Origin of the sequence: Burkholderia sp. BCC1208, assembly GCF_902833095.1 — a bacterium.
Classification (GTDB): Bacteria; Pseudomonadota; Gammaproteobacteria; order Burkholderiales; family Burkholderiaceae; genus Burkholderia.
Window position 1 is genome coordinate 104,703 of sequence record NZ_CADFDY010000012.1, and the last position, 20,084, is coordinate 124,786.

Below are 20,084 nucleotides of genomic sequence, written 5' to 3' on the forward strand. Positions count from 1 at the left end.
GGATATGCGTCGGGCAAGCCCGCGTCGCGATGCGACGGGGCTCGCCGTGTCGGGGGAGGCAGGCCGGCCTCCCCGTCGCGCCGCGGTCAGACGATGATCTGCTGGTTTGCGAGCAGGGTCTCCAGGTTGGTCGTCACGTTGTTCAGCGTGACGAGGGTTTCGGAACCGAACGCCGTCCCGGCGCCGTCGCGATCGATGCTGATCACCGTATCGGCGCCGACGTTCGTCACCGACAGGAACTGCCCGATCGTGTCGCCCGCATCGATCGTGGGCACGCCGTCCACGTAGTGTGCGGGTCCGTCGGCATCGGTCGTGTAGCCGACCAGCAGCTTCGACAGATCGATCTTGTCGCCGCTCGTATCGGTCGGGCCGCTGGCCAGCTGGAAGTCGGTGATGACGTCCTGACCGTTGCCGCCGGTGTTGTCCGCGCCGACGACTTCCCACAGGAACACGTCGGTGCCGGCGCCGCCCGTCAGCGTGTCGTTACCGGCGCCGCCGATCAGGATGTCGTTGCCGTTGCCGCCGTCGAGCGTGTCGTTGCCGGCACCGCCGCGCAGCAGGTCGTTGCCGTCGCCGCCGTTCAGCACGTCGTCACCGCCGTAGCCGTACAGGCGGTCGTTGCCGGACGTGCCGGTGACGGTATCGCTGCCCGACGTCCCCTCGATGATCGACGCCGACTGCGTCGAGCCGAGCAGGTTCGCATTCAGCAACTGACCGGCCGTGGCCGACGCCGACAGGCCTGTCTTGTCGGTCGCGGAGATCGTCACGCTGTCGAGCGCGCTGACGCTGATGAGGCCGCCGTTCAGCGTGATCGAACCGAGAAACTCGTTGAGCTTCAGGTTGTCGATCGTGCCGCCGTCGGTCGCCGTGATCGTCAGGTCGGACGACGGCCCGATCAAGCCGAGGATCCCGGGGTTGTTGACGACGTTGAAGTGCAGCCCCAGTTCGTTCGCCAGCGCCTGGTTCGCGTTGAACTGCAGCGCGCCGAGGCCGATCAACCCGCCGTAGTGCAGCGTCACGTGATCGAGGTTGTTGTTGTAGTCCGATGCGGAGAACGCCTGCTGCGTGCTGAAATCGATCAGGTTGAGCAGATTCGCGCCGATGATCCCGAGCAGGTTCCCCGACGCCTGCGCCGATACGACCGGTGCGACGTTCGGATCGATCGTGAAAAGCTGCGAGGTCGTCGGGCCGAGGTTGCCCGCCGCATCGACGACGCGCACCGTCGCCGTGTAGTTGGCCGCGGACAACACGCCCGGTGCATACCAGGTCCAGTTCGTGCCGTTGACGGTCGCGTTGGTCCAGTGTGCGCCGCCGTCGAGGCTGACCTGGACGACCTCGCCCGCGCCGAGCGCCGCGTTCAGCGTGCCGCCCAGGGTCGGGGTCGTGTCGCCGGTGATCCAGTCGTTGGGTACGCCGGTGTTGTCGGTCAGGGTCGTGAGCGTGGCCGTCGCGGTCGGGGCGGTCGTATCGACCGTGATCGCGAACGATGCGCTCGGTGCGCTGACGTTGCCTGCGGTGTCCGTTGCGGTGACGGTCAGGCTGTGTGCGCCTTCTCCCAGACCGGTAGTCGGCGTGAAGGTCCAGTTTCCGGATGGGTCTGCCGTCGTCGTGCCCAGCAGGGTCGCGCCGTCGTATACATTGATTGCGCTACCCGCCTCCGCCGTACCGGCAAGCGTCGGGGTCGTGTCGTCCGTCGTTGCACCCGTGGTCAGCAGGCCGGCGATCGAACCGACGTCGTCCGTGACGGTAGCGATGATCGGTGCGGCCGGTGCCGTCAGGTCTGCAACCGTTACCGATGCGGACGGACCGGTGTTGCCGGCCGCGTCGGTGGCCGTCACGCCGATCACCGTGCCGATCGGCAGCGGGGTCGATGGAGTGTACGTCCATGCGCCGCTCGGATCAGCCGTTACGGTGGCATCCGGCGTACCGTCGCCGTTCGTGTCGATGTTGAGCGTTGCGCCCGCTTCGGCCGTGCCCGACAGCGATGTACCGTCCGTCGCGTTCACCGTCGGAATCGATGGGGCTGTCGTATCGATCGTCAGGTCGAAGGCCGTGCTCGGGGTGCTCACGTTGCCTGCGGTGTCGGTTGCGGTGACGGTCAAGCTGTGAGCGCCTTCTCCCAGGGCGGTGGTCGGCGTGAAGGTCCAGTTTCCGGATGGGTCTGCCGTCGTCGTGCCCAGCAGCGTCGTGCCGTCGTACACATTGATTGTGCTGCCCGCCTCCGCCGTACCGGCAAGCGTCGGGGTCGTGTCGTCCGTCGCTGCACCCGTGGTCAGCAGGCCGGCGATCGAACCCACGTCGTCCGTGACGCTAACAACGATCGGTGCCGCAGGCGCGGTCGTGTCGCCAGCCACCGTTACCGAGGCGGACGGACCGGTGTTGCCTGCTGCGTCAGTGGCCGTCACGCCAATTACCGTACCGGCCGGCAGCGGAGTCGACGGCGTATACGTCCACGCGCCGCTCGGATCGGCCGTCACGGTGGCATCCGGCGTGCCGTCGCCATTCGTATCGATGTTGATTGTTGCGGCCGCCTCCGCCGTTCCCGACAGCGATGTACCGTCCGTCGCGTTCACCGTCGGAATCAATGGGGCTGTCGTATCGATCGTCAGGTCGAAGGCCGTGCTCGGGGTGCTCACGTTGCCTGCGGTGTCCGTTGCGGTGACGGTCAGGCTGTGAGCGCCTTCACTCAGGCCGGTGGTCGGCGTGAATGTCCAGTTTCCGGTCGGGTCTGCTGTCGTCATGCCCAGCAGTGTCGTGCCGTCGTACACATTGATCGTGCTACCCGCTTCCGCGGTACCGCTCAATGTCGGCGTCGCATCATCAGTAGTACCACCAGAAGTGATTGCGCCAACAACGGAACCCACGTCGTCCGACACGGTGCCGATGATCGGCGCGGCCGGCGCCGTCGTGTCGCCAGTCACGGTCACCGAGGCGGACGGACCCGTATTGCCTGCTGCATCAGTAGCCGTCACACCAATCACCGAGCCGACGGGCAGCGGGGTCGACGGCGTATACGTCCACGCGCCGCTCGGGTCGGCCGTTACGGTGGCGTCCGGCGTGCCGTCGCCATTCGTATCGATGTTGATTGTTGCGCCCGCCTCCGCCGTACCCGACAGCGATGTACCATCCGTCGCGTTCACCGTCGGAATCGCCGGGGCTGTCGTATCGATCGTCAGGTCGAAGGCCGTGCTCGGAGTACTCACGTTGCCTGCCGTGTGCGTTGCGGTGACGGTCAGGCTGTGAGCGCCTTCACCCAGGCCAGTGCTCGGCGTGAACGTCCAGTTTCCGGACGGGTCTGCTGTCGTCGTGCCCAGCAGTGTCGTGCCGTCATACACGCTCACCGTGCTGCCTGCTTCCGCCGTACCGGCAAGCGTCGGGGTCGTGTCGTCCGTCGCTGCACCCGTCGTCAGCAGGCCGGCGATCGAACCCACGTCGTCCGTGACGCTAACAACGATCGGTGCCGCAGGCGCGGTCGTGTCGCCCGTCACTGTCACTGAGGCGGACGGACCGGTGTTGCCTGCTGCGTCAGTGGCCGTCACGCCAATCACCGAGCCGACGGGCAGCGGGGTCGACGGCGTATACGTCCACGCGCCGCTCGGATCGGCCGTCACGGTGGCGTCCGGCGTGCCGTCGCCATTCGTATCGATGTTGATTGTTGCGCCCGCCTCCGCCGTTCCCGACAGCGATGTACCGTCCGTCGCGTTCACCGTCGGAATCAATGGGGCTGTCGTATCGATCGTCAGGTCGAAGGCCGTGCTCGGGGTGCTCACGTTGCCTGCGGTGTCGGTTGCGGTGACGGTCAGGCTGTGTGCGCCTTCACCCAGGCCGGTGGTCGGCGTGAATGTCCAGTTTCCGGTCGGGTCTGCTGTCGTCGTGCCCAGCAGCGTCGTGCCGTCATAGACGCTCACCGTGCTGCCTGCTTCCGCGGTACCGGCAAGCGTAGGCGTTGCGTCATCCGTACTGCCGCCAGAAACGATCGCACCAACAACGGAACCGACATCGTCCGTGACGCTAACAACGATCGGTGCCGCAGGCGCGGTAGCGTCACCCGTCACCGTTACCGAAGCGGACGGACCCGTATTGCCTGCCACGTCGGTGGCCGTCACGCCAATCACCGTACCGACCGGCAGCGGAGTCGATGGAGTGTACGTCCACGCACCGCTCGGATCGGCCGTTACGGTGGCGTCCGGCGTGCCGTCGCCGTTCGTGTCGATGTTGATCGTCGCGCCCGCTTCGGCCGTACCCGACAGCGATGTACCATCCGTCGCGTTCACCGTCGGAATCGCCGGAGCTGTCGTATCGATCGTCAGATCGAAGGCCGTGCTCGGAGCACTCACGTTGCCTGCCGTATCCGTTGCAGTCACCGTGATCGAGTGCGCGCCTTCGCTCAAACCCGTGCTCGGCGTGAACGTCCAGTTTCCGGACGGATCGGCCGTCGTCGTGCCCAGCAGGGTCGTGCCGTCGTACACATTGATCGTGCTACCCGCTTCCGCGGTACCGCTCAATGTCGGCGTCGCATCATCAGTAGTACCACCAGAAGTGATTGCGCCGACAACGGAACCCACGTCGTCCGACACGGTGCCGATGATCGGCGCGGCCGGCGCCGTCGTGTCGCCAGTCACGGTCACCGAAGCGGACGGACCCGTATTGCCTGCTGCATCAGTAGCCGTCACACCAATTACCGTGCCGGCCGGCAACGGGGTCGACGGCGTATACGTCCACGCGCCGCTCGGATCGGCCGTCACGGTGGCGTCCGGCGTGCCGTCGCCATTCGTATCGATGTTGATTGTTGCGCCCGCCTCCGCCGTTCCCGACAGCGATGTACCGTCCGTCGCGTTCACCGTCGGAATCAATGGGGCTGTCGTATCGATCGTCAGGTCGAAGGCCGTGCTCGGGGTGCTCACGTTGCCTGCGGTGTCGGTTGCGGTGACGGTCAGGCTGTGAGCGCCTTCACCCAGGCCAGTGGTCGGCGTGAATGTCCAGTTTCCGGTCGGATCGGCCGTCGTCGTGCCCAGCAGGGTCGTGCCGTCGTACACATTGATCGTGCTACCCGCTTCCGCGGTACCGCTCAATGTCGGCGTCGCATCATCAGTAGTACCACCAGAAGTGATTGCGCCGACAACGGAACCCACGTCGTCCGACACAGTGCCGATGATCGGCGCAGCCGGCGCCGTCGTGTCGCCAGTCACGGTTACCGAAGCGGACGGACCCGTATTGCCTGCCACGTCGGTGGCCGTCACGCCAATTACCGTACCGGCCGGCAGCGGAGTCGACGGCGTATACGTCCACGCGCCGCTCGGGTCGGCCGTTACGGTGGCGTCCGGCGTGCCGTCGCCGTTCGTGTCGATGTTGACCGTTGCGCCCGCCTCCGCCGTTCCCGACAGCGATGTACCGTCCGTCGCATTCACTGTGGGAATCGACGGAGCTGTCGTATCGACCGTCAGGTTGAATGCCGCGCTCGGAGTACTCACGTTGCCTGCCGTATCCGTTGCAGTCACCGTGATCGAGTGCGCGCCTTCGCTCAAACCCGTGCTCGGCGTGAACGTCCAGTTTCCGGACGGATCGGCCGTCGTCGTGCCCAGCAGGGTCGTGCCGTCGTACACGCTCACCGTGCTGCCTGCTTCCGCGGTACCGGCAAGAGTAGGCGTTGCGTCATCCGTACTGCCGCCAGAAGCGATCGCACCAATAACGGAACCCACGTCGTCCGTCACGGTGCCGATGACCGGCACCGCGGGTGCCGTCGTGTCGCCAGCCACCGTCACCGAGGCAGACGGACCCGTATTGCCTGCCGCGTCCGTAGCCGTCACGCCAATTACCGTACCGGCCGGCAGCGGGGTCGACGGCGTATACGTCCACGCGCCGCTCGGATCGGCCGTCACCGTTGCGTCCGGCGTACCGTCGCCATTCGTATCGATGTTGACCGTCGCGCCCGCCTCCGCCGTTCCCGACAGCGACGTACCGTCCGTCGCATTCACCGTCGGCAATGCAGGAGCCGTCGTATCGATCGTCAGATTGAATGCCGTGCTCGGAGCACTCACGTTGCCTGCCGTATCGGTTGCAGTGACGGTCAGGATGTGAGCGCCTTCACCCAGCGCCGTGGTCGGCGTGAACGTCCAGTTTCCGGAAGAATCTGCCGTCGTGGTGCCCAGCAACGTCGGGCCGTCGTACACATTGATTGTGCTGCCCGCTTCCGCTGTACCGCTCAACGTCGGCGCCGCATCATCCGTACTGCCGCCAGAAACGATCGCACCAACAACGGAACCCACGTCGTCCGCCACGGTGCCGATGACCGGCACCGCGGGTGCCGTCGTGTCGCCAGCCACCGTTACCGAGGCAGACGGACCGGTATTGCCCGCCGCGTCCGTAGCCGTCACACCAATAACCGTGCCGACCGGCAACGGGGTCGACGGCGTATACGTCCACGCCCCGCTCGGATCGGCCGTCACCGTTGCGTCCGGCGTACCGTCGCCATTCGTGTCGATGTTGATCGTTGCGCCTGCTTCGGCGGTGCCAGACAGCGACGTACCGTCCGTCGCGTTCACCGTCGGCAATGCCGGAGCCGTCGTATCGATCGTCAGATCGAAGGCCGTGCTCGGAGCACTCACGTTACCTGCCGTATCCGTTGCAGTCACCGTGATCGAGTGCGCGCCTTCACCCAAACCCGTGCTCGGCGTGAACGTCCACTTCCCGGACGAATCCGCCGTCGTCGTCCCCAGCAACGTCGTACCGTCATAGACCCTCACCGTACTCCCCGCTTCCGCGGTACCGCTCAACGTCGGAGTCGTATCGTGCGTCGCACCGCTGATCGCAACCGGATGTTGCGCATCGTCGTTGACGGCCGTAATCGCAGGTGTTTCCGGCACGACCGTATCCACCACGATCCCCACCGTGCTCAACTCGCTCGTATTGCCGCTACTGTCGGTCTGCGTCACCGTGATCTGATGGGCGCCTTCGGGCAACGTACCGGGCGTGTACGACCAGTGCCCGTTCGCGTCCGCGGTCACCGTACCGACCGTCTGACCATCGATCTGGATCGTCACGGTCGCGTTCGGCTGAGCACCCGAACCGGCGATCGTCGGCGACGCCCGACCCGTGACGATATTGCCGTTGCCGCCAATCGGCTGCCCATCGATCGAGTCGATCGCCGGTCGCGCGGGTCCGGTCGGCGTTCCGCCGCCGCCACCGCTACCGCCACCATCCCCGCCGCCGCCGCTGGCCGCGGCTGCCGCAATGCCGCCGGCCGCTGCGACGCCGCCGAGTATTCCGAGCAGGGCACCGGTCGACAAGCCGTCGCCGATCGGCGCATAGACGAGCGCCGAATCGACGATGCCGTCGCCGGTCGCCTGCAGGGCGGGGCCGAACTGCACAAGAAATCGCCCGTCGTCCTGGACGAAGACGAGATTGTGATAATCCGCGCCGTTCTCGAAGAACGCCTGCACGCGCACCGTTCGGCCGTCCTTGAATTCGACGACCAGGTCGTTCCCGGAGCGCGCGTAGTTGGCCACGTCCTCCTTGTGAGCCGACAGCAGGAAATTGGCGGGACCGCCCGGCGACGCGACGACCTGCGAACCATTGGCGACCGGAACATCGACGTGATTGCTCAAGACCGACGAGGAAACCATTGCCCGACTCCTTGTAGATGGGGGTGACAAACCTGGCCCGTCGCTGACGGGCAAACGTTCAACCAAACAGGCGCGACGGGGCACGACGCGATTTCGCGCCGCTGCAAATCGGGTATCCGGCTCACGCGGGACGCAATGAGCCGCTAGCCCGCCCGAGACGGTCTATAACGGAAAAGGAAGAGGAAAGGAGCCGGGGCTGCTATGGAATCAGCGAGGAATCCAGACGGCCGGAAAAGCCGTTCGCCCTGCGTGCCGGGAAACGGCCCACTACGGCGCACCACCCCGACAGACGTATGTGTTTGATGGCCCTTGTGCCGCGGATTTTCTCCATACGGCGATTTTTGGTTTGATATTGGATCTGCATCTCTACCGCCCTCGCCATATTAGTTATTTCCTTTTATCGCGAATAATCAACAATTCGCTCGATCAAGGCGAATTGTCGCGGTGCACCATTACTCTCTTTATGTACCGCTCGTGCCTGCATTTAGATTACACCGATCTTTCATGGACATGATTGCACTCCGTTGAAGCTTTTACAAATATTTTCAGTCTTTCGCTCATATATTTTTCCATCACTATAAAAAGATAAACAATTTGCAGGATTGATTCGTCGAATTCATTGTCTCGACAATGATTTATCGCGATTTGGTTATCTCGAAAAGCCCGGCCGCATGGGCTCACGTCCCGGAACGAAAACGAAATCAGATAGCGGCATGCAACTATATTGAGGCCGTGTATTCCGGCGCGTCGCATCCGGCTACAAACCTCGTCGGGAACAAGGATCTTTTCGGGCCCTTTCGTTCTTGTCGATCTCTATCGAAAGCCCGTAGCCATCCACGGCGCCGCCAAACCTCCACATCCGTCTGCCGAACACCCGGAATTCAATTCAGTCTTCGCTGTAACGATATCCGTCACACCGGAAAACCAGCTTCCCAAAAAACCAAATCTGACAAATCCTAAAAAGGAAATAAATAATGAGGTTTTGTCCAAATTGAATCCTCGCCATAGATAATCGGTGCGCGTTTTGTCCGCGCACCGGTCATCGCCCGCATGGCGCGAACGTGCGTGCGTGGACGGCGGTCCTGAATTACCATCGTGCATCCTCGCGCGGCGGGCTTGGCCCGTCAGCGGTTGCAGGTCGGATATCCCGGATCAATCGATCGTGCTTGCTCTCATCATCGTCGCCGGCCTGTGGGCCGGCCTCCAGAACGCCCTCGCGGGCGGCGGTTCGTTCGTCACGCTGCCCGCGCTGATCGTGTCGGGAATGTCACCGCTCGCGGCCAACATCACGTCGACGGTCGCACTGTTCCCCGGCCAGGTCACGACGGGCTGGGCAAGCCGGACCATGGTGAGCGGCGTGGGCAAGCTGCCGTTTCGCGCATTGTTCGCGATCAGCGTGGCCGGCGGCGCGCTCGGCGGCCTGCTGCTGCTGAAAACGCCGTCGTCGATCTTCTCGCAACTGGTGCCGTGGCTCGTGCTGTTCGCGACGGTCGTGTTCGCGTGGGGCAGTTTCTTCCGCAAGCCGGGCGCGGGCGCGCGACATCTCGGCCCCGTCGCGACCGGGGTCTCGCAGTTCCTGATCGCGGTCTACGGCGGCTACTTCGGCGGTGGCATCGGATTCCTGATGATGGCCGCGCTGACGATGGCCGGCCTGCCGCCACGCCACGCGATGTCGACCAAGAACGCGCTCGCGGGCGTGATGAACGCGTCGGCGGTCGTGTTGTTCCTCACTTCGCCGCACCTGCACTGGCACGCGGCTATCGCGCTCGGCGGCGGCGCGATCGTCGGCGGCCTGCTGGGCGCGTGGGCGCTGCATCGCGTGAACGAACGCGTGCTGCGGATCGCGATCGTCTGCATCGGCGCACTGCTGACCGTCGGGTTGTTCGTCAAACCGATCTGAAGCCACGCTCGTCCCACCGAGATCGCCGCCATGGCCGCGGGCGAATCGGAAAACCCGAGCAGGAACGTGATCCGCACGATCAACAGCGCGATCGTGCGCGTGATGGTGTTCTACGTCGGCTCGGTGTCGATCCTCATCCTGTGCATGTCATGGACCGACAAGGTCAACCTGAAATCGCCGTATGTATCGCTGCTCGGCATGGCGGGCTTCACGGGGGCAGCCGTCGCGACGAAGACGCGCTGTTCGTGTCGTTCATGTCCGTGACGAACTCGTTCCTGTTCTCGAACTCGCGCGTGCTGTCCTCGCTGAGCCATCGCGGCCACGCGCCCGCGATGTTCGGCCGCGCCAACGCGAAGGGCGTGCCGATGAACGCGCTCGTGCTGTGCCTCACCATCTGCGTGTCGATCCTCGGCATGCACTTCGCGAGCGGCGGAGATTTGTTCCTGCTGCTCGCGAAGAGCAGCGGCGCGGGTGCGCGTTCCGTTCAGCCGAACGGCCGCACGCCGATCAGCGGGCCGTGCAGGAACAGCGCGAACACGGCCCAGGCGACGAGTCCGGCGGCAACGGCCGCGACGTCGCCGGCCAGCCCACCGGCCGGATAGCGGACCCCGTCGCGGCGGTCCCGTGCACGCGACACGACAAAATCGACGATCGACCACACGAAGAACGCGCCGAACAGGACGACCGCGTGCACGGTGCCGTTCACGAGCAGGTGCGCCACCGCCCAGACCATCACGCCTGCCAGCATCGGATGCCCGACGAGCGTCTTGATCCGGTTGCGCGGCACGTACGACGCGGCGATCAGCACGAACGCGATCGCGGTCAGCATGCCCGTCAGGTGGCGCACGCCGACCGGCGACACCCACAGCAACGTCGCGCCCGCGCGGGCGATCCCGTACCCCCAGACGATCAGCACGAAGCCGACGATCGACGCGATCGCGTAACCGCCCTTCCAGCCCTTCTCGCCGATCCGCTCGATCGTCGCGGACCGCCAGCCGTCGGCGACGATCCGGATCGAATGCACACCGAGGAAGATCGCTAAACCGAGAATCAGGACGAGCATCGGCTGTCTCCATCTGGAATGATGAGTGGGGAAGCATTCCACGCGGCGTCCGTGCGCCGTTCGCGGAGCCGGCGGCGAGGCCGGTGCGGGTCGCGCCAGGCACGGGCGCAACCCGCGCCGATCATAAACGCCGGGGCCGCCGTTGTGAAGCATGCCCGATGTGCGGCGCGTCAAGCTCGATGCATTCGTGGGCCGGTTCGTGCCGGCATGCCTGAAAGAAAGGAAAGCGAAAAATTGCGAGGCTGTCGCGCCGCGCGGTCGGTGCTACGTCTGCTTGCGCTTCGTCGCGGCCTTCGGCGCCGGTGCACGTGATGATTTCGAGGCCGGTTTCGCATTCTGCGCCGACGCCGGCTTCGATGCGGATTTCGCCGCTGGCCTGGACACCTTTTTCGGCTCCGGCTTCGATGCAAGCTTCGCTGCAGCTTTCGGCGTTGCTTTCGGCGTTGCTTTCGGCGTTGCTTTCGGCGTTGCTTTCGGCGTTGCTTTCGGCGTTGCTTTCGGCGTTGCTTTCGGCGTTGCTTTCGGCGTTGCTTTCGGGGCGGCCGTCGGGGCGACTTTCGGCCCTGCCCCGGATACCGTCTTCGACGCCACCCTCGCCTTGCGCTTCGGCGGCCCGGCCAGCAGCGCCGCGCGATACGCGCTGCGGCACCAGTCGAACAACGCGCCCGCATCCTCGAGCACGTCGGCCGGCGTTTCGTAATAGCCTTCGAGCGCGACGGTGCGCGTGGGCCGCGCATACGAGAACGGCCCCATCCCCGCCGCGACGAACGCCGGGCGGTTCACATCGTCGACGCGCAGGAACAGCGACCCGCGCGACATGAAACCGAACATCACGCCGTCGAGCCGCAAGGCCGCACCGCTGAAGAACCGTGCGACGGCGACCGTCCCGAGCGGCGCAAGCTGATACGCGATTTCCTCGCCGTGCGCCTTCTCCGCCTGCCAGCTCATGCGGGTGCCTCGCAGCGCCGCGTCCACGCATCGAGCTCGGCGGCGTCGAAACCGACGGCCGCCGCGCTCTCGCGAATCTGCCGCCACGTCGCGCGGTCGACCGGAATGCCGGCCGTGCCGCGTACCGCGCGGCTCGCCTCTTCCGGCTCGCCGGGCACCTGCACCGGCGCATCGCCGGCCCGCGGCGACGCCTTCGCCCAAGCGACGAATGCATCGGCTTCGCGTTCGGCGTCGGCCGCGTCGAACGCTGTCGGATCGATCAGCACCGACAGCATCCCGTTGACGATCGCGCTCGTCTTCTGCAGCGTATCGCCGTACGTCGTATGCCCGCCCACGAGCGCGCCGCCGAATATCTCGCACATCGCCGCGAGCGCATACCCCTTGTGCAACCCGAACGGCAGCAGCGCGCCGAACGGCTGCTCGTGCATCACGGCCGGATCGTCGGTCGGCTGGCCGCGATGGTCGATCAGCGCGCCGGCCGGCACGCGCTTGCCCTGGTTGTAGGCGACACGCGTCTTGCCGTACGCGATCGCGCTCGTCGCGAAATCGAGCAACAGCGGCGCCTTGCCCGCCCGCGGATACGCGGCGCAGAACGGGTTCGTGCCGAAACGCGGATCGGTGCCGTGCAGCGGCGCGACCAGCAGGTCGCCCGGCACGTTGACGAAATGGAACGACACGAGCCCCGAGCGCGCGCACTGCTCGGCCCAGTGCCCGATGCGGCCGAGGTGATGAACGTCGCGCAGCCCGATCGTGCAGATGCCCATGCGCCGCGCGCGCTCGATCCCTTCGACCATCGCCTCGAACGCGATCACCTGGCCGAAGCCGCGGCCGCCGTCGATCGTCAGCACCGCGCCGCCGTCGCGGACGATCGACGCGTGCCCGTTCAGTTGCAACTGCCCTTCCCGCCACGACGCGACGTAGTTCGGGATCGTCCCGATCCCGTGCGAATCGTGGCCCGCGAGATTCGCGCCGACCAGGTGATCGGCGACGAGCGTCGCCTCGCGCAGGTTGCTGCCGGCCCGTTCCCAGAGTGCCTCAACGAATGCATGCAGCGGTTCATCGCGCATGCGCAGCGGTTCGGCATCGGGCGTCGGCAGTGCGATCATCGGCAACACTCCATCAAGTCGGTTCGGGTCGGGCAATCGGCACGTCGGACGTTGCGACGATCAACGCGCGGTCGCGATCACGTCGGCCACCGCCGCAGTGAGCTTCTTCGCGTACGGCACGTGCAGGAACTCGTTCGGGCCGTGCGCGTTCGACTTCGGCCCGAGCACGCCGCACACCATGAATTGCGCTGCGGGGAAGCCCTCCTGCAGCACGTTCATCAGCGGAATCGTGCCGCCCAGGCCCATATATGCGCAGTCGGCGCCGAAGTGGCGGCGCGACGCGGCGTCGAGCGACGACGCGAGCCACGGCGCGAGATCCGGCGCCGCCCAGCCTGTCGCAGCGCCCGCGTCCGGCTTGAACGTGACCTTCGCGTTGTACGGCGGATCGAGTTCGAGCAATGCCTTCAGCTGCTGCACGGCCTGCACGGCGTCGACGAGCGGCGGCAGGCGCAGCGACAGCTTGAACGCGGTACGCGGACGCAGCACGTTGCCCGCATCGGCGAGCGCCGGCATGCCGGCCGCGCCGGTCACCGACAGCGACGGGCGCCATGTCGAATTCAGCAGCGCCTCGCGTGGATCGGTCGTGGTCGGCAGCACGGGTTTGCCGTCCGCGCCGCACGCCCACGGCAGCCCCTTCCACACCGTGTCGCCGAGAATCGCGGCGGCCGCCTCGGCTTCGCGCACGCGGCTCGACGGAATCTCGCAATGGAACGCGCCCGGCAGCAGATTGCCGTTCTTCGCGTCTTCGAGGCGCTCGAACAACTGACGCATCACGCGGAAGCTCGACGGCGCGATGCCGCCGTAGACGCCCGAGTGGATGCCTTCTTCCAGCACCTCGACCTGCAGGTCGCCGGACACGAGGCCGCGCAGCGACGTGGTGAGCCACATCTGGTCGTAGTTGCCGGCGCCCGAATCGAGGCAGACGACGAGCGACACCTGGCCGAGCCGGTCGCGCAATGCGTCGACGTACGGCAGCAGGTCGTAGCTGCCCGACTCTTCGCAGGTCTCGATCAGGCCGACGCAGCGCGGCCGCTCGATGCCCTGCTCGTCGAGCGCGCCGAGCGCCGCGAGGCTCGCGTAGATCGCATAGCCGTCGTCCGCGCCGCCGCGGCCGTACAGCTTGCCGTTCTCGAACTTCGGCGTCCACGGGCCGAGGTCCGCGCGCCAGCCGTCGAATTCGGGCTGCTTGTCGAGGTGGCCGTACAGCAGGATCGTGTCGGTGCTGCCCGAACGCGTCGCGGGCGTCTCGAAGAAGATCACCGGCGTGCGGCCCGGCAGGCGCACGATTTCGAGCTTCAGGCCTTTCACCGGCTGGCGTTCGGCCCATTGCGCGGCATCGGTCACCACGCGCTCGAGATAGCCGCGCTTCGCCCAGTCGGGGTCGAATGCGGGACTCTTCGCGGGAATCGCGATGTAGTCGGTCAGGGCATGGAGGATTTCATCGTTCCACTTGCGCTCGACGAAGGTCACGAGCTTGTCATGGTCGAGGACGGGGGTAGTGTCGACGGAAGTCATGGTGGGGGTGCCTGGATCGGGCTGACGAAAAACCCGATGATACGCCGATGCCCCCGCGCCGGCGCCCCCTTCCCCGCCGTTCAGACCGCCTTCGGAAACGCGTCGCGCAGCCCGGCCGCGCATGCGAGGGCGTCGCGCCACAGGCGCCGCGTCAGTTCACCGGCATCCTCTTCGCGCGCAAGCGCCGCGGCCTCGCCCGACCACAGCAGCGAAAAATCGTCGCGGCCCTGCCGCTCGAACGCGCCGCGCAGCGGATCGACCGCGGCCGTCGCGAGCGGAAACGCGGGCGCGAGCGCACTCATCGGCCCCTGTTCGCGCATGAAGCGCGTCAGCAGCCCGCGTGCGGGGCGGCCCGTGTACAGGTTGGTCATGCGCGTGCCGTCGTCGCGGGCGGCGCGCACGGCCGCGCGATGCTGTGCTGAACGGCCAGCCTGCGGCGTCAGCAGGTAGCCGGTGCCGATCTGCACCGCGCGGGCGCCCAGCGCGAACGCGGCCGCGATGCCGCGCCCGTCGGCAATCGCACCGGCCGCGATCACCGGCGCGCGCACTGAATCGACGATCTGCGGCAGCAACGCGAACAGACCCGGTTGCGCGTGGATATCGTCGGTCAGGAACATCCCGCGATGGCCGCCGGCCTCCGCCCCCTGCGCAACGATCGCGTCGACGCCGCGTGCATCGAGCCAGCGCGCCTCCTCGACGGTCGTCGCGGACGACACCACCCGCGCCCCCGTGCGGCGCACGCGGTCGAGCAGCGCGTCGTCCGGCAGTCCGAAATGGAAGCTGACGACGGCCGGCCGCAGGTCCTCGACGACCGCGCACATCGCATCGTCGAAAGGCGCGCGGCCAGGGCCACCCTTCACGTCGGCCGAGTCCAAGCCGGCTTCCGCGTAGTAGCCGGCGAGCGCCGCGCGCCACCGCGCGTCGACCTCGGCATCGGGCGCGGGCGGCGCATGACAGAAGAAATTCACGTTGAACGGCGCGGCCGTGCGCGCGCGGATCGCCGCGATCTCGTCGCGCAACTGCTGCGGGCCGAGCGCCGCGCACGCGAGTGAACCGAGCCCGCCGGCTTCGCACACGGCAATCGCGAGCGGGCTCAGCGAACCGACCATCGGGGCCTGGATCAACGGCAAACGGGAAGGCAGCATCGTCATCGGCATCCTTGTTCGGAATGAGTGGCCGTCGCCACACGGGTTGTTCTTTTCATCGTCGCGCACGAGCCCTCCCGCCCGGCGCCTGCTACGTGCCGCCGCGATCCATCCCGCGCCGATACGCGGCCGGGCTCGTCGCCGCGACGCGCCGGAAATGCCGGCGCAGCGATTCCTCGGAACCGAATCCCGCACGCGCCGCCACCTGCGCAAGCGACAACGCGGGCTGCGCTTCGAGCATGTCCTTCGCGACGTTCACGCGTTCGCGGATCAGCCACGCGAGCGGCGACATTCCCGTCGCGTCCGCGAACTGACGCTGCAACGTGCGCGTGCTCATCGCGGCCTGCGCGGCGAGCGATGCGAGCGTGTGCGGCTCGGCCGCATGCGCGCGCATCCAGTCGATCAGCTTCGCGAGCCGGTCGGTGCCGCCCGGCGCGACCGGACGCGGCACGAATTGCGCCTGCCCGCCGTCGCGATGCGGCGGCAGCACGAGGCGCTGCGCAACGCGGTTCGCGATCGCGCCGCCATGATCGCGGCGCACGAGATGCAGCAGCATGTCGAGCCCCGCCGCCGAGCCGGCCGACGTGACGACCTGCCCTGCGTCGACGTACAGCGCATCCGGATTCACGCGCAGCGCCGGATAACGCGCCTGCAGGCGTTCCGCATACCGCCAGTGAGTCGTCACGGTGAGGCCGTCGAGCACGCCGGCCGCCGCCAGCACGAACACGCCCGAACAGATCGAGCAGAGCCGTGCGCCGCGCCGGTGCGCGGCCCGCAATTTCTTGAGCAACGGTTCCGGCGGCCGCTCGTCCGGATCGCGCCAGCCGGGAATCACGATGGTATCCGCGCGATCGAGCGTCGCGAGCCGGTACGGCGCGGCAACGGTAATGCCGCCCGCCGCCCGCACGGGCCCCGGCTCGCTCGCGCATACCGCGAAGCGATACCAGTCGACGCCGAGTTCGGGGCGCTCGAGCGCGAACAGTTCGACCACGCAGCCGAATTCGAACGTGCAGAGGCGATCGTAGGCGAGTGCGACGACGAGATGATTGTGCATGGCGCGATGTTACCGGAACTTGTCGATCGCGCCACTGCCGCCAAACGCGCCGAACCGCGATACTGCCCTCCATTGCGGCGCGTTCCGTGCCCGTTCAACCCGGAGAGCCTGACCATGTCCTACGTCACCGACGTCCCCGCGGCCGACAGCCTCGCCGCCCTCGCGCATTTCGAGGCATCGCTGCGCTTCGAAACCGATTGCTGGGACGTGCACGACGCAATCGCATCCGGCACGCCCGATTTCGTGCTGCTCGACGTGCGCGGTCCCGACCAGTTCGCCGCCGGCCACGTGCCCGGCGCGCGCAACCTGCCGCGCCGCAAGATCATCGAAAGCAAGCTCGCCGGCTACCCGGCCGGCACGCTCTTCGTCGTCTACTGCGCGGGGCCGCACTGCAACGGCGCCGCGCGTGCGGCGATCCGGCTCGCCCGCCTCGGCCGCCCGGTCAAGCTGATGATCGGCGGCGTGACGGGCTGGCTCGACGAAGGTTTCGCGCTGAGCAACGAAGTGCAGTCGGCAGGTGCCGAAGCCGCCTGATCGTCACCAAAAGCGCAACAATCAATTGCCAGCACATAAACGGAAAAAGCGCGACAATCAGCCCCATTGCAGTTCGGACGGAGCAGCACCATGCATGACGCAGTCCTGATTCAACTGGCCGGCTCGGTCGTCGCGATCGCACTCTATTTTCTGCCGGCGATCATTGCAGACAGGCGCGGCCGGCACGACAAGCTGACGATCGCACTGTTCAACGCACTGTTCGCGTGGACGGGCATCGGCTGGTTGATGACGCTGTACTGGGCGTGCCAGCCGAACCCGCGCACCGACGTCGCGCAGACGATCCTCGCGAAGCGCCGCGGCGTCAGCATGCGCACCTTCTCGACCGGCCTCGTCGAACGCGTGCAACGCCGCGTCGCCGCCCAGGAGCAATGGGCGGAAAAGCAAGGCTGCCGTTAGGTCCCCCTTTCCCCTTCACCGTATCGCGTCGAACTTCGGCATCCTGATGTTGGTCGACGCGCGGTAATCCCACTTCAGTGCCTCGCGCGGCGGCCAGCCGCCCGCGCGCAACCGCGCCGCGAACGCCCCCGCCGTCACCGCCCGTGCGATCCGCTCGCCCGGACACCCGTGCGGCCCCGTGCCGAAGCCGAAATTCGGCCCCGTCGGGCGGCCAGGCATCAGCCGGTGCGGATCGCGATGCACGGCCGGATCGCGATTCGCCGCGGCAAGCACGACGAGGATCGCATCGCCGGCCTCGACGCTCACGCCTTCGATCGTCGTGCGTGCCGCGACGAAGCGGCGCGTGTTCTGCACCGGTGAATCGAAACGCCCGACCTCGGCGACGAATGCGTCGAGCGCGGCGGCGTCCGGCATCGCGCCTGCTTCGCCGCTCCATGCCACGAGCGCATTGCCGAGCCATCCGGCGCTCGCCTCGCACGTCTGCGACAGCAACCCGACGAGATTCGCGACCTGCGCGCCGCTCGCCTGCCAGCCCGACGCGCGGGCCGCTTGCTGCACCGCAGCGACCAGCGTGCCGTCGTGCGCATGCGACCGCGCGACGCGTTCCGTCATCCGGTCGAGGAGTTGCCGCGCCGCGTCGCTCGCGCGCGCCAGCGCCGCGGCATCCGACAACGGCGACAGCGCGGCAACGAACTCGACGACCCGCGCCGCGATGTCGTCGAGCTGCGTTTCGTCGAAGCCGAGCAGATCCGCCACCGCACACACGGGCACCGTCATGCACCACGCGTTCAGCGCGTCGGCATCGCCGGGCGTCGGCAGTCGCCGCGCGGCAAGCGCCTCGGCGCGACCGCGCAGCGCATCCGTGTCGATCGGCGCGAATGCCGCGCGCAACGCCTGCTTCGGCACGTCGTGTCGCGACGCGCCATCGTTCATGCGCACCAGCTCGCCGAACAACGCGCCGGCCGTCGTGCCGCGCAATGCGGGCGGCACCGGCGCGTCCAGCGGGCGCACCCGGCAGGCCGGGTGGCCGAGCACGGCCGTCACGGCCGCCGCACGGCTCGCGACCCACAGGCCGAGCGTGGCGTCGAACGCGAGCGGCGGCCCGTCGACGAGCGTTGCGTAATAGGGATAGGGATCGCGGTGCGTGACCGCGGCAATGGGATCGGTCGGGTTCATGCGTTCAGTATCGGCGCAGCGCGCCGCCGCATGTTTCGGGATTGCGTGAAATGTCGTCGCACGGACGCCGGGCACCCGGCGCCGCGGCGTCGCAACGGCAAGCCGGCGTCAGGCCGCCGACCGGTAGCGGTGCGACTGCATGCGCAACCGGACCCGCCCGGCCGAAATCGCGCGCGGCTCGGCCACCACCGTATCGTGATGGAACATTTCCTGGCGGAACTCGCCGCTTTCGTCGAACCACTGGCAGATCAACCAGTCGCCGTCGTCGAACACGACCGGCCCGGCATACGTGACGGTCATGCGCGGGCCGCCCGTTTTCAGCGTCACGACATCGCCCACGCGAAACCTGACGCGGTGATTTTCTCGGATCGTCATCGCTCTCTCAGCTTTTTATATATTGAATATGTTGATATTCCCGGCGGCCCACCGGCTGGCCATTTGAACGTGCCGCAGATTATCAATCAAAAAATCATCCGGCAACTCCCGCGCAAGAAAATGCTCAGAACGGAAACCTGCAACAATGCTCGACATCGTCGCGGATGACGGCCTGCCGGGCGTCAGTCCGGCGTGGCTTACACGCCGGCTGCGGCCGTTCGGGCGGAATGCGGAGAATAGACGATGATTTTCGCGCCGTCATCGACGATTAATTCGGACGCGAAATCGGTTGATTATTGTCAATCAATGTTTCGCCGGAAACGATTCCAGCCGATTCCAGCTTTTATTGGGGCTCATTCGTCGAACAAAATCGGCGAATTATCCGGCGCGGCAAACCAGCGGTTGATATCGCGCCCCGGTACAGCCGCCCGGGTAAAGGTGAACGTGCCGTCGCGCCGCATCTCCGTCGCCGCACGCAGGAACGCGCCGAGCGCGGCCCGCGCCAGCGCGCCGCCGACGCTGACGCGCTTCACGCCGAGCGCCGCCAGCTCGTCGAGGCTCAGCAGGCCGCCCTGCAGACCCATGACGACATTGACCGGTGCGCCGACCGCCCGGGTCACCGCCGCGATCTCGTCGGCGTCGGTGATGCCGGGCGCATACAGCACGTCGGCGCCGGCGTCGCGATAGGCGACGAGCCGCGTGATCGTGTCGCCGAGGTCACGCCGGCCGTGCAGGTAGTTTTCGCAGCGCGCGGTCAGCGTGAACGGAAACGGCAGCGCCCGTGCCGCATCGACGGCCGCCGCGATGCGCTCGACCGACGCGTCGCGTGCATAGATCGGCGTATCGGCGCGGCCGGTCGCATCCTCGATCGAGCCGCCGACCGCGCCCGCCTCGGCCGCCAGCCGGATCGTTTCAGCCACCGTGTCGGGCGCGTCGCCGAAGCCGTTCTCGAGATCGGCGCTCACCGGCAGGCCGCCCGCGGCGACGAGATCGGCGATGTGATCGAGCATCGCGTCGCGGTCGATCGCGTTGTCGGGCTGCCCTTTCGAAAACGCGTAGCCGGCGCTCGTCGTGGCGAGCGCCTCGAAGCCGGCCATCGCGAGCAGGCGCGCGGTGCCGGCGTCCCACGGATTCGGGATGATGAACGCGCCGGGGCGCGTGTGCAGCGCACGGAAAGCTTCGGCGTGGCGGGCTTGCAGGTCGGAACGGGGCATCGCGAACTCCGGGGC

The 20,084-nt window shown here is 67.0% G+C and carries 13 protein-coding genes and 1 pseudogene; 4 read left to right on the forward strand and 10 right to left on the reverse strand.

Annotation, left to right across the window (positions count from 1 at the left end; genetic code table 11):
• Nucleotides 1-86: 86 nt before the first annotated feature.
• A complete protein-coding gene (locus tag HWX09_RS27715; RefSeq protein ID WP_027781159.1) occupies nt 87-7,622 on the reverse strand; it encodes an Ig-like domain-containing protein in 7,536 nt (2,511 codons plus the stop codon).
• A 1,162-nt stretch (nt 7,623-8,784) separates the two neighbouring features.
• On the opposite strand from HWX09_RS27715, the gene HWX09_RS27720 reads away from it, so the two are divergent.
• Both HWX09_RS27720 and HWX09_RS34015 read left to right on the forward strand, forming a co-directional pair.
• A complete protein-coding gene (locus HWX09_RS27720; protein ID WP_027781160.1) occupies nt 8,785-9,522 on the forward strand; it encodes a sulfite exporter TauE/SafE family protein in 738 nt (245 codons plus the stop codon).
• Nucleotides 9,523-9,537: 15 nt separating this feature from the next.
• Nucleotides 9,538-9,992: pseudogene (locus HWX09_RS34015) on the forward strand (amino acid permease); the annotation flags it as partial.
• 14 nt (nt 9,993-10,006) lie between these two features.
• On the opposite strand, the gene HWX09_RS27730 reads toward HWX09_RS34015, so the two are convergent.
• The 6 genes from HWX09_RS27730 to ftrA all read right to left on the reverse strand — a co-directional run bounded on the left by HWX09_RS27730 (nt 10,007) and on the right by ftrA (nt 16,353).
• Entirely contained in the window at nt 10,007-10,585 is a 579-nt protein-coding gene (locus HWX09_RS27730) for an NnrU family protein (protein ID WP_027781163.1), read from the reverse strand.
• A 264-nt stretch (nt 10,586-10,849) separates the two neighbouring features.
• On the reverse strand, nt 10,850-11,533 hold the full coding sequence (locus tag HWX09_RS27735) for a TfoX/Sxy family protein (RefSeq protein ID WP_175888607.1): 684 nt from the start codon (nt 11,531-11,533) through the stop codon (nt 10,850-10,852).
• Nucleotides 11,530-12,639 (reverse strand): malate/lactate/ureidoglycolate dehydrogenase, encoded by a 1,110-nt coding sequence (locus HWX09_RS27740; protein ID WP_027781165.1) that lies wholly within the window; start codon nt 12,637-12,639, stop codon nt 11,530-11,532. Before HWX09_RS27740 ends, HWX09_RS27735 begins: the two co-directional genes overlap by 4 nt.
• Nucleotides 12,640-12,699: 60 nt before the next feature.
• The gene (locus HWX09_RS27745; protein ID WP_027781166.1) at nt 12,700-14,154 is read right to left on the reverse strand and encodes a M20 family metallopeptidase; all 1,455 of its coding nucleotides are present in this window, start codon (nt 14,152-14,154) and stop codon (nt 12,700-12,702) included.
• Between the two features lie 80 nt (nt 14,155-14,234).
• Complete coding sequence (locus HWX09_RS27750) at nt 14,235-15,305, reverse strand: nitronate monooxygenase (protein WP_027781167.1); 1,071 nt, start codon at nt 15,303-15,305, stop codon at nt 14,235-14,237.
• An 85-nt stretch (nt 15,306-15,390) separates the two neighbouring features.
• A complete protein-coding gene (ftrA, locus tag HWX09_RS27755) occupies nt 15,391-16,353 on the reverse strand; it encodes a transcriptional regulator FtrA (protein ID WP_027781168.1) in 963 nt (320 codons plus the stop codon).
• Between the two features lie 114 nt (nt 16,354-16,467).
• On the opposite strand from ftrA, the gene HWX09_RS27760 reads away from it, so the two are divergent.
• Entirely contained in the window at nt 16,468-16,887 is a 420-nt protein-coding gene (locus HWX09_RS27760) for a rhodanese-like domain-containing protein (RefSeq protein WP_027781169.1), read from the forward strand.
• Nucleotides 16,888-16,977: 90 nt separating this feature from the next.
• Nucleotides 16,978-17,304, forward strand: coding sequence for a superinfection immunity protein (locus HWX09_RS27765; RefSeq protein ID WP_027781170.1), 327 nt, complete (start codon nt 16,978-16,980; stop codon nt 17,302-17,304).
• Nucleotides 17,305-17,319: 15 nt separating this feature from the next.
• Here HWX09_RS27765 and HWX09_RS27770 read toward each other — a convergent pair whose 3' ends face one another.
• From HWX09_RS27770 to HWX09_RS27780, 3 genes are all read right to left on the reverse strand, one after another.
• Nucleotides 17,320-18,480, reverse strand: a complete 1,161-nt coding sequence (locus HWX09_RS27770) for a cytochrome P450 (RefSeq protein ID WP_027781171.1) — start codon at nt 18,478-18,480, stop codon at nt 17,320-17,322.
• Nucleotides 18,481-18,588: 108 nt separating this feature from the next.
• Entirely contained in the window at nt 18,589-18,855 is a 267-nt protein-coding gene (locus tag HWX09_RS27775; RefSeq protein WP_027781172.1) for a YodC family protein, read from the reverse strand.
• A gap of 353 nt (nt 18,856-19,208) precedes the next feature.
• Nucleotides 19,209-20,069 carry an isocitrate lyase/phosphoenolpyruvate mutase family protein gene (locus HWX09_RS27780; protein WP_027781173.1) on the reverse strand — a complete coding sequence of 287 codons (861 nt, stop codon included), beginning with the start codon at nt 20,067-20,069 and terminating at the stop codon, nt 19,209-19,211.
• Between the last annotated feature and the right edge of the window lie 15 nt (nt 20,070-20,084).

Coding starts and splice junctions, on each gene's coding strand:
- HWX09_RS27715 (WP_027781159.1), bottom strand. CDS start 7,622: ATGGTTTCCTCGTCGGTCTTGAGCAATCACGTCGATGTTCCGGTCGCC.
- HWX09_RS27730 (WP_027781163.1), bottom strand. CDS start 10,585: ATGCTCGTCCTGATTCTCGGTTTAGCGATCTTCCTCGGTGTGCATTCG.
- HWX09_RS27735 (WP_175888607.1), bottom strand. CDS start 11,533: ATGAGCTGGCAGGCGGAGAAGGCGCACGGCGAGGAAATCGCGTATCAG.
- HWX09_RS27740 (WP_027781165.1), bottom strand. CDS start 12,639: ATGATCGCACTGCCGACGCCCGATGCCGAACCGCTGCGCATGCGCGAT.
- HWX09_RS27745 (WP_027781166.1), bottom strand. CDS start 14,154: ATGACTTCCGTCGACACTACCCCCGTCCTCGACCATGACAAGCTCGTG.
- HWX09_RS27750 (WP_027781167.1), bottom strand. CDS start 15,305: ATGACGATGCTGCCTTCCCGTTTGCCGTTGATCCAGGCCCCGATGGTC.
- ftrA (WP_027781168.1), bottom strand. CDS start 16,353: ATGCACAATCATCTCGTCGTCGCACTCGCCTACGATCGCCTCTGCACG.
- HWX09_RS27760 (WP_027781169.1), top strand. CDS start 16,468: ATGTCCTACGTCACCGACGTCCCCGCGGCCGACAGCCTCGCCGCCCTC.
- HWX09_RS27765 (WP_027781170.1), top strand. CDS start 16,978: ATGCATGACGCAGTCCTGATTCAACTGGCCGGCTCGGTCGTCGCGATC.
- HWX09_RS27770 (WP_027781171.1), bottom strand. CDS start 18,480: ATGAACCCGACCGATCCCATTGCCGCGGTCACGCACCGCGATCCCTAT.
- HWX09_RS27775 (WP_027781172.1), bottom strand. CDS start 18,855: ATGACGATCCGAGAAAATCACCGCGTCAGGTTTCGCGTGGGCGATGTC.
- HWX09_RS27780 (WP_027781173.1), bottom strand. CDS start 20,069: ATGCCCCGTTCCGACCTGCAAGCCCGCCACGCCGAAGCTTTCCGTGCG.